This window comes from Angustibacter luteus, from assembly GCF_039541115.1.
Taxonomy (GTDB): domain Bacteria; phylum Actinomycetota; class Actinomycetes; order Actinomycetales; family Angustibacteraceae; genus Angustibacter; species Angustibacter luteus.
This window is the reverse complement of record NZ_BAABFP010000008.1, coordinates 127,278-143,966: the sequence shown is the minus strand read 5'-3', so window position 1 is coordinate 143,966 and position 16,689 is coordinate 127,278. Positions and strand designations below refer to the sequence as shown.

Here is a 16,689-nt window from a genome sequence, read left to right as displayed (position 1 = left end):
ACTTGTTCCCACGGGGGCCGCCGGGTGGCTAGAGTGCGCGCGGCCACGTTCCCGCGGGGCCAGCGAGTTCGACGTCCAGGAGCAACGTTGCGCCGTCCCGTGGTCACCTTCGCCGCCCTGGCCGCGGTCGTCGTCGGCGCCATCGTGCCCCTCGCGGCTCGACCCGCCGCCGCCCTGCCGGCGGACGGCTCACCCGGCTACGCCGCCCCCGACCCGACGGTCACCGACCCGGCCGGGACGGTCCGGGTGCCGCGGGTGGCGCAGCTCTCCCCGGCGGGCCGGTCCGTGCTCGGCGCGTACGCCGGAACCCGGGCACTGCTCCAGCCCGATCTGGACGGCGAGTGCCGGTTGTGGTGGCAGACGGACGATGCGGCTCCGGTGCCCAGCGAGCTCGCGCTGGGCCCCGGGACCTGCCTGGTGCAGGGCAACGCGATCTCGGTGTCCGGCCCGCACGTGCTGGCCCGGCTGGTGGGCACCACGACGGTGCGGACGTACTCCATCCACCTCGACACCCGGACGGTCACGCAGGTCGCGATCTCCGACCTGGTGACCGCGACGCCGGACGGCTGGGTCAAGCTGGTCCGCAGCCCGACGCCGGTGCTGCAGCGCGTGGTCGAGGGTGGTGCGACCAGCACGCTGACCCTGGACTTCACGCTGACCAATGCGCAGACGAGCGGCAACCCGTTCGGCCGGGCCGCCGTGGCGGCAGCCGACAGCGACGGGATGGTGCTGGTGGCCTTCGCGTCCGACCCGGCCCAGACCGGGGTGCGGTACATCCCCTTCGACGGCGGCCCCACGACGCTGCTGGCCACGACCCGCGGGGTGCCCTTCGGCTTCAGCCTGGCCGGCGCGGACGCCGCCTGGCAGACCGCGGCCGTGGCGGCCACCGACACCGCACCCGCGCTGCTGCCGACGATCCACCGGGTGCGGCGCACCGGCGGCGACGACCGCACGCTCGCGCTGCCCAACACCTTCGAGCAGATCGACCAGACGGCGATCACCCCCGATGCCACCTACTGGATCGGACGCACCTCCGTCGTGGTGATCCCCGGCGACGGCAGCAACCGGGTCGCCTACCGGGCCGGCGCCGACCTGTCCGGTGCCACGAAGCTCAGCGGGATGAACGCGACCTCGATGGCGGCCGAGGGCGACCACGTGGTGATGGTCGACGAGCTGCCCATCGCCGACGCCGGCCTGTACCGGGTCTCGGCCGTCGGGGAGCCCACCGTGCTAGCGGCCACGACCTCACCGGCGCAACCGGTGCGGGGGTTTGCGTTCGACGGCAGGCACCTGGTGGACGACCGCGTACCCAATGAGCGGCAGACCTTCCGGAGCGAGACGACGTCGCGCACGGTCAGCAGCGCCGGGACCCTCGGCCAGCCGGTGCAGGTCCAGGGTCAGTACCCCACGGAGTCGTTCGCTGTCGCAGTGGACGCCGGCCGTGCGGTCCTGGCATCCACGTCGGCCACCGACGACGTCGACCTCACCCACCCGAGCGGTTCGCAGAGCTGGGTCAACGGTTCCGGTCCGGCGCTGGCCGAGGTGTCCGCCGACACCGCGGTCGTCCAGGGCAGGCTCACCACGCCCGACCACCCGAGTGGCGGCACGACGCTGCCCGGCGCCGTGACCTGGGCGGTGTTCGACCGCACCGTGGTGTGGTCGACCAGCCGCGGCCAGGTGTGGCGGCAGACCGGTGGTGCCGCCGCGCAGGAGGTGCTCTCGGCCGCCTGCGCGGCCGACTGCCCCGCCCTGGTCGGGATCTGGGGGGACGTCCTGGTGGTCCAGCCGCTGGTCGGCTCGTTGCAGGTCCGGCGCACGTCCGACAGCGGCCTGGTCCGGACCCTGCCCGCGATCCCGGCGGCCGACACGGCCAACCCGCCCGCGCTGACGCTCGAGGACGGCGTGCTCGCCTGGGTCGAGCAGACCGCGGGCCGCAACGGCGTACTGCGCGTCATGGACCTGACCGTCGCCGACCCGCAGCCGACCGACGTCGCCCGGGCCCGCCGGGATCCCGGCGTCCGCGCCGTGCAGCTGCGCGGCGGACGCCTCGCCTGGGTGTCCGCCCAGGACCGCGGACTGCGGCTCGCGGCCTCCCCGATCACCCGCGCGCCGGCCGTCGGGCTGCTCGGGCTCACGGCCGGGACGGTCCTGTCACCCAACGGCGACGGCGCCTTCGACACCTGGTCGGTGCACGCCACCGGCACCCAGCCCCTCGACGCGGTGACGCTGACCATCCGGGCGGGCGACGGCACCGCGGTCCGCACCGTCACCACCTCTGCCGCCGACGCGCGCATCGACCTGGACTGGGACGGCACCACGGACGCCGGGCAGCCGGCCGCCGAGGGTGCCTACCGGTGGCAGCTGACCGGCCGGAGCAACGGGGGCACGACCACGCCCGCCGCCACGGGCACGGTGGTGCTCCGCCGGACCGCGCCCGCCGTCGTGCTGTCCGTGCCCGAGGTCAGCACGACGGTGTCGTCGTCCGCGTTGGTGCCGATCAGCTGGCGGCCGACCACGCCGCAGCCGAGCTGGTCGCCGCCGGCCCGCTACGAGGTCGACGTCCAGCCGTGGGGCGACGCGTCGCCGGCCGTGCGCTGGGACCTGGGCTGCGAGCTGCTGGTGACCACCAGCACCCACCTCACCTTCAACCCGAACCGCTGCAACGGGGTCGGGGCGCGGGTGTGGCGGTTCCGGGCACGGGCGGTGGTCGCGGGGGAGGTCGCCGGAGCCTGGTCACCCTGGTCGACCATGACGATCCCCTTCGACGACTCCACGCGCTACCAGGTCCAGTACGACGGGCAGGCGGGAGCCTGGGTGGCCCAGCACGTCAGCGGCGCGTTCATGGGGACCCAGCACCGGTCGGGGCGGCCCGACGGGGTGGCCTGGTCCAAGCCCTGGCAGAAGTCGAACCGGGTCCGGGTGCTGGTGACGACCTGCCCGCAGTGCGGCAAGGTGCGGATCCGCGTCGACCGGGGCCCCTGGCTGACCGTGGACACCTACTCGCGCAGCGTGCGGCGCCGGGTCTCGGTGTACCAGAGCACCCGCTCGCTCGCCGTCCACCTGGTCGAGGTCCAGAACCTGGCAACCCGGGGTCGGCCCTACCTCTACCTCGACGCCATCGCCTTCCAGGTCCGATGAGACGGGGACCGGCGTCAGCGCTGACCGTCATCGGTGCCGTGGTCAGCGCGGTGCTCGCCACGCTGCTCATCGCGGTGCCCTCCGTCGCGGCGCCGGCGGCGCCACCCGACGACCCGCCTGGCACCGTCGTCCTCCCCGCCCAGCTGGCCCGGGGCCTGGGCTCGACCGTGGTCGCGAGCCACGGCGGCCAGCAGCTGCTGTGGCAGCCGGACGACAGCGGCACCTGGTCGCTCTGGTGGCACGACGGTGTCGGGCCCGACGTGCGCACCATCGTGAAGGGCGACACCACGACGTTGACCAGCTCGGTCTCCGCGAGCCACGTCCTGGCCAGGGGACGCGGATCGGCCTGGTACTCGCTCGACCTCGAGACCCGGACGGTGGCCGCGCTGCCCTCCGGAGTGAGCGTCGTAGCCGCGACCCCGGACGGCTGGGTCGAGCTCGACCGCCCGACCGGCCAGCTGCGCCGGCACCTGGGCGACGGGTCGACGGTGCCGCTGGTGTGCGGCTGCATCTTGCCCTCCACGCTGAGCAGCTTGGGTGCAGCCGATGCCGACGGGGTCGCCCTGACCCTGCAGGGCCTCGTCGCCTGGGTGCCGTTCGACGGCACGACCCCCGTCGTCGTGGCGAGCGACCAGGTCCAGCCCCAGCTCGCGGCGGTCGCCGGCGACGACGTGGCCTGGTACACGCCGGCGCACGTCGCGAGCGGCACCTTTCCGGCGGAGCCAGCGCTGGTCCACCGGGTCGCGAAGGTCGGCGGGTCACCCGTGTCGGTCGAGGCGCCCGACGTCCGCCAGCTCGCGATCACGCCGGGAGTCACCGCCTGGGTCGGCACCCGACCGGGGTCGACGACACCCGACAGCGACCCGACCTTCGCCCGGGTCGCGCGCGCCGACCTGACCGGCGTGGTCGACGTCGGGCTCAACGCCGCTTCCGTCGTCCCGGACGGCACTGACGTCGTCATGGCGGCACGGTGGCCGGTGGAGCGGACCGGGATCTACCGGGTGTCCGCCACCGGGGTGCCCACCCGGATCGGGGACCTGCGGCCGCCGGTCCGCCCGGTCGGGGCCTTCGCCTTCGACGGCCTGAACCTCGCGGTGGAGGTCACGGCCGGGACGCGCTCGAGCGAGATCTCGTCGCAGCCGGTGGGCGCGGACGGGACGATCGGTCCCGCGCGGGTGCTGCCCAAGCCGTCGTCCTTCCCGGTTCGGCTGGCCGCGGTCGACTCGCACGTGGTCGTGCAGGCTGGGGGAGCGTCCGCGGTGGTGGACCTGACCTCGGGGTCGAGCCCTCGGGGCTGGTTGGGCTACGGCGACGACGTCCACCCTGAGGGCGCCGGCGACGCGGTGGTGCTCGGGAACAGCTGGGTGGGCTGGGACGAGGGGCCGATCGGCCCTGACCTCGAGGGCGCCGTCACGGCCGTCGTGTGGGGCAACGAGGCGGTCTGGGGGACGACGAGGGGCGAGGTGCTGCGGAGCGACCCGCTGCACTGGCCGCCGGTCCGGGTGGTCCCGCCGGCCTGCACCGCCGGCTGCCCGGCGCAGCTGGGCCTGTGGGGCGACCAGCTCCTGGTGCAGCCCACCACCGGACCCCTGCAGATCCGCACGCTGACCGGGGCCTTGGTCCGCACCGCGCCGGCCCTGCCGGCGTCCGGGTCGGCGAAGCCGCCGGCGCTCGCCGTCGAGGACGGCGTGGTCGCCTGGGTCGACCCGTCGCCCGACGGCGCCGGTTCCGGTTCCGGGGTCGGCGTGCTGCGGGTGATGGACCTGCGGGCGGCCGACCCGGTGCCGGTCGACGTGGCGGTCGCGAGGCGTAACCCGGATGTCCGCGCGGTCGAGCTGCGCGACGGCCGGCTGGCGTGGGTGGGCGCGGACCTCCGGGTCCGCGTCGCGCCGCTGCCGCTGGGCCGAGCGTCTCGGGTCGTCCCGGTCGACCTGAGTGCGCCGACCGGGTTCTCGCCCAACGGCGACGGCAACCAGGACCGCTGGACCCTGCACGTGACCACGTCGGTGCCCACGCTCGGACCGGTCACGGTCGACCTGCTGTCCGGCTCCCAGGTGGTACGCCACTTCGCCGATGCGGGGACCGCCGGGCGGATCGAGGTGACGTGGGACGGGCTGCTGGACGGCGGCGGGCCCGCCCCGGACGGCCTGTACACCTGGCGGGTGAGCGCGCAGACGGCCCGCGGCACCGACGTCACCAGCCTCAAGGGCCCGTTGACCGGATCGGTCGCCCTGCGACGGTCTCGCCCGGTCGCCGCCCTCACGGCACCCGAGGTGTCGACCACGGCGTCGTCGTCCGGCCTGGTCCCGGTCAGCTGGCGGACGACGACCGCACAGCCCGCCTGGTCCCGGATCACCTACGAGGTGCAGACCCGGTCCCTGTACGCGGCACCGCTCGAGCAGTACTGGAACTCGTGGACCACGTGGGCGCAGACCGCCGCCAGCGGCCGGACGTTCGACCCGCGCACCTACGAGCCGACCACGCGGCACTGGCAGTTCCGGGTCCGGGCGGTCGCCGACGGTGGCGCGGTCGGACCGTGGTCGGCGATCCGCACGGTGAACATCCCGCTGGACGACGCCAGCCGGCGGTACGGCTACCCGGCCAACACCTACTCCGGGTCGTGGTCGGCGCAGCACGTGGCCGGGGCGTTCATGAGCTCGCAGCACCGGGCCAACAACGCGACCGCGTACGTGATCACGTTCGAGGACCTCGACTCCCGGCTGGTGCGGGTGCTGGCCACCCGCTGTCCCACGTGCGGCAAGGTGCGCATCTTCGTCGACGGCGGTCGCGGGTACGTGGTGGACACGTACGCCCCGACCGTGCAGCGCCGGGTGCTGATCTTCCGCAAGACCGTGCGCAGCGGGTTCCACACGATCGGGGTGCAGAACCTCGCGACCCGCGGTCGTCCGTTCTTCTACTTCGACGGAACCGTCTCGGAGCCCTGACCGCGGGCGCCGGCCGCGTTGCCCCGACCGCGCAGCAGGTAGGCCAGACCCACCAGCCCCAGGACCAGACCGGACACGCAGGCCCACGGCCACCAGTCGCGGTCCCCGCTGTGCAGGGCGGGGACGACCAGGGTGAGGACGAGCGCGACCACCCAGCAGGCCGTGCCGATCAGCACGATGCGGACGGTGTCCACGGCGATGGGAGCGAGCGGCTCGGAGTCGGTTGGCACCCCTCCAGGGTAGGCCCTGGGCCGGTCGCAGACCCCCCTGCCGCGGCCGACGTCCTTCTGGCAGCATGTGCGTCGCCCGGCAGCGTCGCCGGCCCTGATCGGATCCCCGCCCGGCCGTCCCGAGAGGCCCTCCATGTCAGCGCCCAAGAGCACCGAGACCCCCGTTCGTGAGAACGCGCTCACCCGCTTCTTCGAGATCACCAAGCGACGCTCGACCCTCGGGCGAGAGCTCCGTGGAGGGCTCGTCACCTTCTTCACGATGGCGTACATCGTGGTGCTGAACCCGCTGATCATCGGCACCCAGCCCGACTCCACCGGCCACTTCGTGGGCGGCGGCACCGTGCCGGACGTGCGCCTGGTCGCGGCGGCCACCGCGCTGGTCGCCGGCGTCATGACGATCCTGATGGGCGTCGTGGCGAACTACCCGCTCGCCCTGGCCACGGGCCTGGGGCTGAACGCCTTCGTGACCTTCGGCATCGCGCAGCTGCCCAAGATGACCTGGGCCGATGCGATGGGCCTGGTCGTCATCGAGGGCCTGATCATCCTGCTGCTGGTGCTGACCGGGTTCCGCCAAGCCGTGTTCCGGGCCGTACCCGCGCAGCTGAAGACGGCCATCAGCGTCGGCATCGGTCTCTTCATCACGATCATCGGCCTGGTGGACTCGGGCATCGTGCGCAAGCCGGCCGGTCCGACGCCCGTCGAGCTCGGCGTCGGCGGCTTCCTGGCCGGCTGGCCGGCCGTCGTGTTCATCGTCGGCCTGCTGGCCATCGTCGTGATGATGGTCAACAAGGTGAAGGGCGCGATCCTCTACGGCATCGTGGGTGCGACGGTGCTGGCGATCATCATCGAGGCCATCGCCAACGTGGGCAGCCAGACCGACGCGACCGGCAAGGTGGTGAACCCCACCGGCTGGGGCCTGAACGTGCCGAAGCTGCCGGACACCTGGATCGCCAAGCCCGACTTCTCGCTGCTCGGTGACTTCAACCTGCTGGGGTCGTTCTCGGCCATCGGCGCGGTCAGCGCGATCCTGCTGATCTTCACCCTGATGCTCGCGGACTTCTTCGACACGATGGGCACCGTCGTGGCCATCGGCAAGGAGGGCGACCTGCTGGACGAGGACTCCAACCCGCCGTACGTCGAGCGGATCCTGGTGGTCGACTCGCTGGCTGCCGCCGCGGGTGGTGCGGCCAGCGTGTCGAGCAACACCTCGTACATCGAGTCCGCGTCCGGTGTCGGCGAGGGCGCGCGGACCGGTCTGGCATCCGTGGTCACGGGCGTGCTGTTCCTGCTCGCCACGTTCTTCGCGCCGCTCGTCGAGATCGTGCCCTACGAGGCCGCGACCCCCGCACTGGTGATCGTCGGCTTCCTGATGATGACCCAGGTCAAGGACATCAGCTGGGACGACCTGGAGATCGCCGTCCCGGCCTTCCTGACGATCGTGCTGATGCCGTTCACCTACTCGATCACGGCGGGCATCGGAGCGGGTTTCGTCACCTACGTGCTGCTGAAGCTGGTGCGCGGCAAGGCCAAGTCGGTGCACCCGCTGCTCTACGTGGTCAGCGGACTCTTCGTGGTCTACTTCGCCATCGACCCGATCAAGCAGGCGCTGGGGGTGTCGTAGGTGGGCTTCCCGGGCTGGCTGAGCCACCAGCAGTACCTTGCGTCGTACCGCGCCGACGGTGACCGCATGGCGCTGCTCCTCGGCGAGGCGGCACCGGACGCGCCGGTGCCGACCTGCCCCGGCTGGACGGCGCTGGACCTGCTCCGGCACGTGTGCGACGTCTACTCGCACAAGGTCGCGGTGCTGCGCCTGGGACGGTCGCTGCACCCGGGGGAGTGGACCCTGGCGGACGCGATGGATCAGGCGACCGCGCTGGACTGGCACGACAGCGTCCGCGCCGAGCTCGCCGCACTGCTGGCCGAGCTCGGCCCGGACTCCGCCTGCTGGACGTGGATGGAGGGCGTCGGCGAGGCGACCACCGGCGCCTGGGCGCGCCGGATGGCGCACGAGGCGCTGGTGCACCGGGTGGACGCCGAGTCCGTGCTGGGCCGACCCCTCGCACCGGCCGCCGAGGGGCTGGCGGTCGACGGGATCAACGAGATCCTGACGTGGATGGCCGGTGACCCCGACGTCCTCACGTCGGACGGCGCGGACGACGGCACTGCCGGGAGTGTGCTGGTCGACTTCGGCGGTGACGGTGACGGTGACGGTGACGGTGGCGGCTGGCTCGTTGACCTGCCGGATGGCGCGCAGACCGTGACGCTGGTCGAGTCCGGGTCGTCGGCCGACGCGCGCCTGTCCGGGGACGCCTTCGCGCTGGACCTGCACCTGTGGGGCCGGCCGGCCGAGCTCACGGGAGTGACCGAGGAGTCCGGGAACGAGGCCGTGCTGACCCGGCTGCGGGCACGCCTGAAGATCGCCGCGCAGTAGCGCGGGTCACGGCGGTCGGGGCGCGCGCCATCGGCGGGTGAGGTCGTCGAGGAGTCGGGTGGCGCGGGTGACGCTCGCTGCCGGCGGTGCGTCGGGTGGGCTGGTGCCCCAGTGGATCTGGCCGTCGAGGAGGTGTCCGGTCTGGCCGGTGGCGTGGACGTGGCGGTGGTGGCGTCCGCAGAGGAGCGCCCCGTTGTGAACGCTGGTAGGGCCCCCTTCGGAGAACGGGATGAGGTGGTGGGCGTCGCACCAGGGGGGTGGGGCCTGGCAGCCGGGGTAGGTGCAGTGCTGGTCGCGGTGGGCGATGGCGGCGCGTTGCTTGGGTGGGAACAGGCGTTGGGTCTCGCCAACGTCGAGGGGGTTGCCGAGGTGGTCGATCAGGATCGGGAGCAGGTCGGCGTCGCAGCTGAGGTGGCCAGCGCGGTGGAGGAGATCGGGGTGCCGTCGGGCAGGGTCGCGGGCGCCAGCCCGGCCACCGGCTCGTGCTGCGCCGCGGCAGTGAGGGTCTGGTGGGGGACGGTGACCACGATCCGGTAGGGGGAACCGTGGGTGCTGGGGAGCTGGTCGGAGCCGATGGCGCGTTCGGCGAGCTGCTGCAGGCCGTCATGGCGGCGTTGGGCCGCGCTGCGTGGATCGGGCGTGCCGTCTGCGGCGGGTTGGGGTGCGGACCAGGCGTCGATGGCGGTGCGCAGCGCGGCGCCGCAGGCGGGGGTGAGGAGTCCTTGGAGGTGCACCATCCCGGACAGGGTGGGCGCGAGGGTGAGGGTGCGGGCCCGGTGCTGGGCGTGCTCGTCGCGGGCGAGGCGGTCGTCGGCGTCGGGGTCCAGGCGGTGCCGCAGGTGGGTGGCGAGGCGGTTCAGCTGGCCCGGTTCGAAGACCCGGGCCTGCTCGAGCAGGAACTCCTGCCCCTCGACCACGGCGACGTCGGGGACCACCCCGGCCGGCACGACCGGCGGCACCAGCACCTGGATGGTGCGGGCCACCACGTCGGCCTGGTCACCGCTGACCTGCCCGGCCAGCAGCGCCTCCCGGGTCGGCGCCAGGTCGGCCGCGACCGCGCTGGTGAACAGCCGCTCCGCGCGCCGGGCCTGCGCCGAGGCCACTCGCGGGCTGGTGGTGGGGACCTGCTCCCGGATCCAGTGCTCCAGGCGGGCGTGCCCGCGCCGGCCAGGTAGCCCCCGCGCACCGGCCTCGGCGGCCAGGCGCAGTTGCTGGGCCGAGGCGAGCCGCATGACCCGTTCCAGGCCGGCGACGGCCTGGGCCAGGGCGTCGTCCGAGACCTGCCAGTCGGGTATCGCACCCACGTCGTCGAGCCCGGACAACACCCCGGCCAACGCCGCGAGCGCGGCGTCGGGCGGGTCGTCCAGGTCTGCGGTCATGCCTCGAATCTAGGCGACCTGACCGACAGAACCACTGCCCCGCAACGGATCTGTGGACAGTGGGGACAAGAGAGTCTCCCGTGGACAACCCCTGTGGAATACCGCGCGGCGCGTTCGACGTTGACACCCCTGGATCCTTAGCAAAGGTAATGAGATAGGCTAACTGTTGATGTCACCAGCACCCACGACCCCGACCCGCACCCCGATCGCGTCCCTCGCGGTCGAGCTGCGCATGGCCGTCATGCGCACCTCCCGCCGACTGCGCCAGGAGCGCAGCGTGGACGACGTCACGCCCGGCCAGTACTCCGTGCTGGCCTTCCTCGATGTCCAGGGCCCGATGACCCCACGCGAGCTGGCCGCGCGCGAGAAGGTCCAGCCGCCGTCCATGACCCGCACCGTCGCGGCGCTCGAGCAGCTCGGGCTGGTCGGCCGGACCGACCACCCCTCCGATGGGCGCCAGGTCCTGGTGAGCCTGACCGAGCAGGGGGCCACCGTCGTCCGCGAGACGCGCAAGCGCCGGGACGCCTGGCTGGCCAAGCGGCTGGCCGAGGCCACCCCGGCCGAGCGCGAGGTGCTGGCCCAGGCCGCGGCGATCCTGACCCGGCTGGCCGCATCATGAGCCCCACCTTCCGCGCCCTGCGGACCTTCAACTACCGCGTCTGGGCCACCGGCGCCATCGTGTCGAACGTCGGCACCTGGATGCAGCGCGTCGCCCAGGACTGGCTCGTCCTCACGGTCCTCACCGACCACTCCGCGGTCGCCGTCGGCATCACCACCGGTCTGCAGTTCGCGCCGATGCTGCTGCTGGCCCCGTTCGCCGGGCTGCTCGCCGACCGGCTGCCCAAGCGCCGGCTGCTGATCGGCACCCAGGCGGCCATGGGCCTCGTCGGCCTCGTCGCGGGCGTGCTCGTCGTCACCGGAAGCATCCAGCTCTGGCACGCCTACGCCCTCGCCTTCGCGCTCGGCATCGCCGCCGCCATCGACTCACCGGCCCGGCAGGCGTTCGTCAGCGAGATGGTGCCGCGCGAGGACCTGTCCAACGCGGTGGGGCTGAACAGTGCGTCCTTCCACGCCGCCCGGATCATCGGCCCCGGCGTCGCCGGCCTGCTGATCGCCTGGGTCGGCACCGGCCCGGTGTTCCTGATCAACGCGGTCACGTTCCTCGCGGTCATCGGGTCGCTGCTGCGCATGCGGGTCAGCGAGCTCACCCCGGCTGACCGCGCGCCGCGCGGCAAGGGCCAGCTGCGCGAGGGCCTGCGCTACGTGAAGCGCCGCCCCGACCTGGTGCTCATCATGAGCATCGTGTGCCTGGTCGGCACCTTCGGCCTGAACTTCCAGATGACCACCGCGATCATGGCCACCGGCGCCTTCGGCAAGGGGTCGGGCGAGTACGGGCTGCTCGGGTCGATCATGGCCATCGGCTCGCTGGCCGGCGCGCTGCTCGCCGCCCGGCGCGAGCGCCCGCGGCTGCGGCTGGTCATCGGCGCCACCCTGGCCTTCGGGGTGTTCGCCTCCATCTCCTCGTTGATGCCGACGTACGGGCTGTTCGCGCTGTCGTTGATCCCGGTCGGCCTGTCCTCGCTGACCTTGATGACGAGCGCCAACGCGACCGTCCAGCTGTCCGTTGCCCCGCACATGCGCGGCCGGGTGATGGCGCTCTACATGGCGATCTTCATGGGCGGAACGCCGATCGGCGCGCCGATCATCGGCTGGATCGGCAGCGCGCTCGGCCCGCGCTGGACCATCGGGTTCGGCGGCCTCGTGTCCATCGTGACCGCGTTGGTGGCGCTGGCGTACGTGGTGCGCAAGCGGGACCTGCGAGTGACCTACCGGCTGGACCGCACGCCGCACCTGCTGGTGCAGCCCGCCGGCCCGGAGCGCGAGCTCGCCCGGGCCAGGATGGCCGCCGACCAGGCGGCCGACACCCGTTCCGCCGCCTAGAGTTGCCAGCGTGACCCCCCGGACCAGGCGCCTCGTCGTCAGCATCGCGCTGGCTGCCCTGGTGCTGGTCGCGGTCGTCGGCGCCCTGGTGCGCTGACCGCGGCAGCGACCCCCGGATCCGCGCCGCCGTAGACAGATGATCACCTCGGTGGGATAACTGGCGAGGGGAACCACACCGCCGGCGGGGGGTGACATGAGCCCGGACCAGGGACGGCTCTCGGCGCGCCTGAAGGCGGCCGGCGAGCACGCCGCACTGCTCGACGCGCAGGCCCCGCCACCGGCCCTGCCGGGTGGGCCGGCCGAGCACGCCCTCGTGACCCGCGTGCGGTTCCTGGCCTTCCGCCGTCCGGTGCTCAAGGCCGTGGTGGCCGCGGCCCTGCTCGCCCCGGCCGTCGGGCACGACCCGCTCGAGGACGTCGACCGTCCCTTCGTGCTGGTGCTCGAGGCGTTGGTCGCCTGGCTGCTCGTGGTGGCCTACGGGCGGTTGCGCAGCGGTCGAGGACCGCAGGTGCAGACGAAGCCCGATGCGCCGCAGATCATGGCGATCTGGTGCCTGATCAGCGGGCTGGGACTGGTCGCGGGGCTCGTCGCGGTGTTCTTCGACGTGCCCGGGACGGCGACGACGTCCCTTCTCCTGCAGGCGTTGGCCGTGATCGGCTCGTTCCTGCTCGTGCTGCGGGTGCAGCCCAGCCGCGCGGACCCCGACCACGACTCGCAGGCTCCCGTGCCGCAGCCCTCGGGGTTCGACGCGTCGATGGGCGACAAGCCGGCGTTCAGCGGTACCGCGATCGCCTGCTCGGGCGGGGGGATCCGGTCCGCCGCCTTCTGCCTCGGTGGCCTGCAACGGTTGCGGCAGAGCGGGACCGGCGGCAGCTCGCTGTACGCCGACGCCGACCGGGTGTACGCCGTGAGCGGTGGTGGCTACATCGCGACCGCGCTGCACATGGCCCGGCGGCACAGCGACCAGGACCCGGACGTGCAGGAGTCGCTCTTCCAACCGGGCTCGCCGGAGGAGGACTGGCTGCGCCGCCGGTCGAAGTTCCTGCTCCCCACGGGTTCCACGATGGTGTCGGGCATCTTGTCGATCCTGTACGGCATCGCGGTCAACCTCACGCTGATCGGCGTCTCGTTGTACGGCGCGGCCCTGTACGTCGGGTGGGTGCACCAGCGGATCACCGTGGTCTGCCCGGCTCGCGGCCCGGGCGGTGCGGCGACCTGCCTCGGGGACGGGTCGCAGGCGGTCTTCAGCACCGAGAACGGCCACCACGGCGGCTGGTTCCTGTTCGGCTGGGGTGTCCTGATCCTCGGGCTCGCGCTGTTCGTCGGCGCCAAGGTCGTGGCGAAGTACCTGGGGCGCGGGCGGCTGGTCCTGGCCGGTGCCACCCAGACGCTGGTCAGCGTCGGTCTCGCTGTCGGGGCGCTGATCATCGTCCTGCCGTGGTTGGTCGTGGTGCTCAACAACGCGACGCTGAACAACAAGCCCACCCCGTTGGTGGCCAAGGTGATGGCCGCGTCCCGGCTCGCCACGCCGGACGGGTGCCTGACCAAGGTGGAGGACGAGTTCACCGCGGAGGCGGAGCTGGCCTGGGGTCGCGCGAGCCCGAAGCAGCGGGAGGACTCGGTGCCGTTCACGTACAGCGGCTGCGGTGGCACCTGGACGGACGACGCGGTGGTGTTCGCACCCGGCGGCGCCGTGATCACCAACGAGCACGGGCAGTGGTGCGACCCGACGGACGAGACGCCGGTGCCCACGTTCTGCGACGACCGGCCCGGCGGCCGCGGCGGCTCCCTGTCAGACACCCTGGCGTCCTGGCTCACCGCAGTGGTCGCCCTGGCGGCGGCGGTCCGTGGGCTGCTGAAGGCCGGGGCCAGCCGCTCGCCGACGACCCGTCGCGGCGCCCTGCTCGACGTGTTCCGACGGCTGGTGGTGCCGTGGGCGGCCGGCCTGATCGTGATCGGGGCCGCGTTCGTCGTGCTGCTGGTGCTGGTCCGGGACAACCTGCTCTACCCCGAGCGGCTGCTCGACCACAAGGTCGAGCTGGCCGCCATCGGCGTCGTGCTGGCGATCCGGCTGTTCAGCGACGCGATGCTCAGCTCGCTGCACCCCTTCTACCGTGAGCGGCTCTCCGACTCGTTCCTGGTGCGCCGCACCGGTTCCAAGGCACAACCGCTGCCGTACCAGACGCCGACCCACGTGTCGGCGAACGGCGCCGAGTCCGGCCCGGAGCTGTGCGTGTGCTGCACGGTGAACATCTCGGACCGGGACTACGTCCCAGCCGCGCGCGGCTGCGCGCCGTTCCAGTTCCGGACCGGGGACGGCGTGCTGGACGGCGCGCCGGTCGCGGGTGGGCTGATCGGCATCAGCGACTCCCGGCTGCCCAGCGGCCGCATGCAGCCCGCCGACGCGTACTCCGCGATGTCCGACCCGCAGGGCCTGGACACCACCGTCGCAGCGGCGATGGCGGCCAGCGCCGCGGCCTTCTCGCCGCGGGTGGGGCGGATGAACGGACGGGTCCGGCCGTACCGGATGCTGCTGGCCCTGGCCAACGCCAGGCTCGGCGTGTGGCTGCCCAACCCGTACCTGGTGAACCCGGCAGCGAAGCTGGCCGCGAAGCCGGACGGCGTTGCGGGACAAGCGTTCTGGCTCTGGCGCCGGGCCGTGCGCCCCGGCCCGCTGCGGATCTTCCGGGAGGCGTTCGGCAGCCTGACCATCGACGACACCAAGGTGTACGTCACCGACGGCGGGCACTACGACAACACGGCGATCGTGGAGGCGTTGCGGGACATGCCCCGCACGCTGTTCGTGCTGGACGCGTCGGCGGACGCCCAGGACAGCCTGGACGCGCTCAGCGACGCCATCGTGACGGCCCGGATGGATCTCGGTCTGGTCGTCCGGCCCAGCCCCGAGGACGCCGCGCTCATGCTGCGTCGCAACGCGAGCCAGCTCGTGCACGTCATCCCGCGCGGTTCGCAGACCAGCGTCGAGCTGCCGAGCCCGGCCAGCCAGGGCTGGATGCACCTGCTCGTCTCGACGGTCAAGGACCCGGACACGGTGGTCAGCGACGTGTGGTTCGTGAAGAACATCCGGACGGCCGAGCCGAACCTCGAGCTCGACGGGTACGCCGCGGAGAACCGCGAGTTCCCGATCACCTCGACCGGCAACCAGTTCTACGGGGAGTACGACTTCGAGGCCTACCGGCTGCTCGGCTACACCAACACCACGAAGATGCTCGAGGCCTACTTCACGGCCAACCCGGACCACCCGGCGGCCGCGACGACCACCAGCATGCGCCCGGTCTGAGCTTCTCGGGCTACGGCCGGTGGGTGCTCGTCGTCGTCTTCGTGGTGGTCGTGCTGGAGATCGTCGTGATCGTGCAGACCTTGATCCCGAGCACGTTGATGATGCACGGGGTCGTGGTGGTCACGATGGGCGTCGGGAGCTTGACGACCTGGGTGACCACCGAGGTGACCAGGCTGACGGCGGACGAGACACCGGACGACGCCGCCGAACCGACCGACCCGACGACGCCGGGGAGCCCCGGAGCGGTCGTGGGCAGGGTCGCGCCGCTCCCGCTGTGCCCCGACCCCGGGCCGGCCGAGCCACCGGTGCTGCCGGAGCCCGAGCCGCCGGAGCCGCTGCCAGCGGTCGGCGCAGCACCAGAGCCCGAGCCCGCGGCGCGGTCGGTCGTGGTGGTCGCGGCCGGACGCGCACCCGCGGCCTCGACGTCCGGCCCGGCCCCGCTGCCCTGGTGCGCTGCGGGCAGGCTCGCCGCCGGCAGCTCGGCGACGCCGTGCCGGTACGCGTCGGCGATGGCGATCACGGTGCGCACGTAGGTGTCGGAGTTGTTGTACCGCTTGATCGCGCCGTAGAGGTCGCTGTCGCGGCGCAGGTCGCCCGGGCCGCTGCACAGGTAGATCGCGGTGGCCGTCGCGGCGTCGTTCATGTCCTGCGGGTTGCGCGCGCCGTCCCCGTCGGCGTCCGCGCCGACGATCCGCCAGGTGCCGGGGATGAACTGCATGGGGCCGACCGCGCGGTCGTAGGTGGTGTCGCGGTCCCAGCGCCCGTCGTCCGTGTCGGTGATCCGCGCCGTCCCGTTGGAGCCGTTGAGCGGCAGCCCGATGATCCCGGGGCGGGCGATGCCCTGGGCGTCGAGGGCGTTGCCGCCGAACCGCGCGTGGTTGCTCTCGACGCGGCCGATCGCGGCGACCAGCGGCCAGTCGATGTGGCAGGCCGGGTCGGCCTGGTCGACCAGCCGCGCGGCCAGCTGGTAGGCGGCCAGGGCGGGTCGGGGGATGCCCAGGGCGTCCAGCCGGACCAGCTGCGCGCTGCCGGGGGACACGCCGTTCGGCAGGTCCAGGCCGGGGGCGACGCCGGGCGCGGCGCCCGGGTCGGCCGCGCCGGAGCCGGCCGGCTGGACACTGCCGCTGCGGTCGGGCTGGGCGAGCGCCGCGCCGGGCACCGGCGGGAGGCTGAGCTGGTGCGCGCCGTGCGGACCGGACCAGGCGAGGGCGATGCCGCTGGCCGCGAGCACGACGGCCGGGACGAGCGCGACGGCCTGCCGCCACCGGATCCGCACGGTCCTGCACTCTCGATGGGCGCTCACTGCTGAAGCCTCCGTCGTCGT

Annotated in this window: 11 protein-coding genes; 7 read left to right on the top strand and 4 right to left on the bottom strand. The window is 73.2% G+C overall.

Translation table 11 applies throughout. From position 1 onward, the window contains the following. Positions 1-87 precede the first annotated feature (87 nt). A complete protein-coding gene (locus ABEB17_RS17765; protein WP_345718083.1) occupies positions 88-3,138 on the top strand; it encodes a FlgD immunoglobulin-like domain containing protein in 3,051 nt (1,016 codons plus the stop codon). Then, entirely contained in the window at positions 3,135-6,083 is a 2,949-nt protein-coding gene (locus tag ABEB17_RS17760) for a flagellar hook assembly protein FlgD (protein WP_345718082.1), read from the top strand. The genes ABEB17_RS17765 and ABEB17_RS17760 overlap by 4 nt, the downstream gene beginning before the upstream one ends. Here the strand turns inward: ABEB17_RS17760 and ABEB17_RS17755 are convergent. Then, entirely contained in the window at positions 6,053-6,313 is a 261-nt protein-coding gene (locus tag ABEB17_RS17755) for a DUF2530 domain-containing protein (RefSeq protein WP_345718081.1), read from the bottom strand. The genes ABEB17_RS17760 and ABEB17_RS17755 overlap by 31 nt on opposite strands. Before the next feature lie 133 nt (positions 6,314-6,446). Between ABEB17_RS17755 and ABEB17_RS17750 the strand changes: the two genes are divergently transcribed. Continuing rightward, positions 6,447-7,934 (top strand): NCS2 family permease, encoded by a 1,488-nt coding sequence (locus ABEB17_RS17750; protein WP_345718080.1) that lies wholly within the window; start codon positions 6,447-6,449, stop codon positions 7,932-7,934. After that, the gene (locus ABEB17_RS17745) at positions 7,935-8,744 is read left to right on the top strand and encodes a maleylpyruvate isomerase N-terminal domain-containing protein (RefSeq protein ID WP_345718079.1); all 810 of its coding nucleotides are present in this window, start codon (positions 7,935-7,937) and stop codon (positions 8,742-8,744) included. Positions 8,745-8,750: 6 nt separating this feature from the next. Here ABEB17_RS17745 and ABEB17_RS20035 read toward each other — a convergent pair whose 3' ends face one another. Both ABEB17_RS20035 and ABEB17_RS17740 read right to left on the bottom strand, forming a co-directional pair. Next, the gene (locus tag ABEB17_RS20035; RefSeq protein WP_378227027.1) at positions 8,751-9,050 is read right to left on the bottom strand and encodes an HNH endonuclease signature motif containing protein; all 300 of its coding nucleotides are present in this window, start codon (positions 9,048-9,050) and stop codon (positions 8,751-8,753) included. Positions 9,051-9,121: 71 nt separating this feature from the next. Next, a complete protein-coding gene (locus ABEB17_RS17740; RefSeq protein ID WP_345718078.1) occupies positions 9,122-10,123 on the bottom strand; it encodes a DUF222 domain-containing protein in 1,002 nt (333 codons plus the stop codon). Positions 10,124-10,292: 169 nt separating this feature from the next. On the opposite strand from ABEB17_RS17740, the gene ABEB17_RS17735 reads away from it, so the two are divergent. The 3 genes from ABEB17_RS17735 (at position 10,293) to ABEB17_RS17725 (ending at position 15,365) form a co-directional block, all read left to right on the top strand. Beyond that, positions 10,293-10,742 (top strand): MarR family winged helix-turn-helix transcriptional regulator, encoded by a 450-nt coding sequence (locus tag ABEB17_RS17735; RefSeq protein ID WP_345718077.1) that lies wholly within the window; start codon positions 10,293-10,295, stop codon positions 10,740-10,742. Next, positions 10,739-12,064, top strand: a complete 1,326-nt coding sequence (locus ABEB17_RS17730; protein WP_345718076.1) for an MFS transporter — start codon at positions 10,739-10,741, stop codon at positions 12,062-12,064. Before ABEB17_RS17735 ends, ABEB17_RS17730 begins: the two co-directional genes overlap by 4 nt. 193 nt (positions 12,065-12,257) lie before the next feature. After that, positions 12,258-15,365, top strand: a complete 3,108-nt coding sequence (locus ABEB17_RS17725; RefSeq protein ID WP_345718075.1) for a patatin-like phospholipase domain-containing protein — start codon at positions 12,258-12,260, stop codon at positions 15,363-15,365. Between the two features lie 10 nt (positions 15,366-15,375). Here the strand turns inward: ABEB17_RS17725 and ABEB17_RS17720 are convergent, their stop codons facing one another. Beyond that, positions 15,376-16,668 carry a lytic murein transglycosylase gene (locus ABEB17_RS17720; RefSeq protein WP_345718074.1) on the bottom strand — a complete coding sequence of 431 codons (1,293 nt, stop codon included), beginning with the start codon at positions 16,666-16,668 and terminating at the stop codon, positions 15,376-15,378. Between the last annotated feature and the right edge of the window lie 21 nt (positions 16,669-16,689).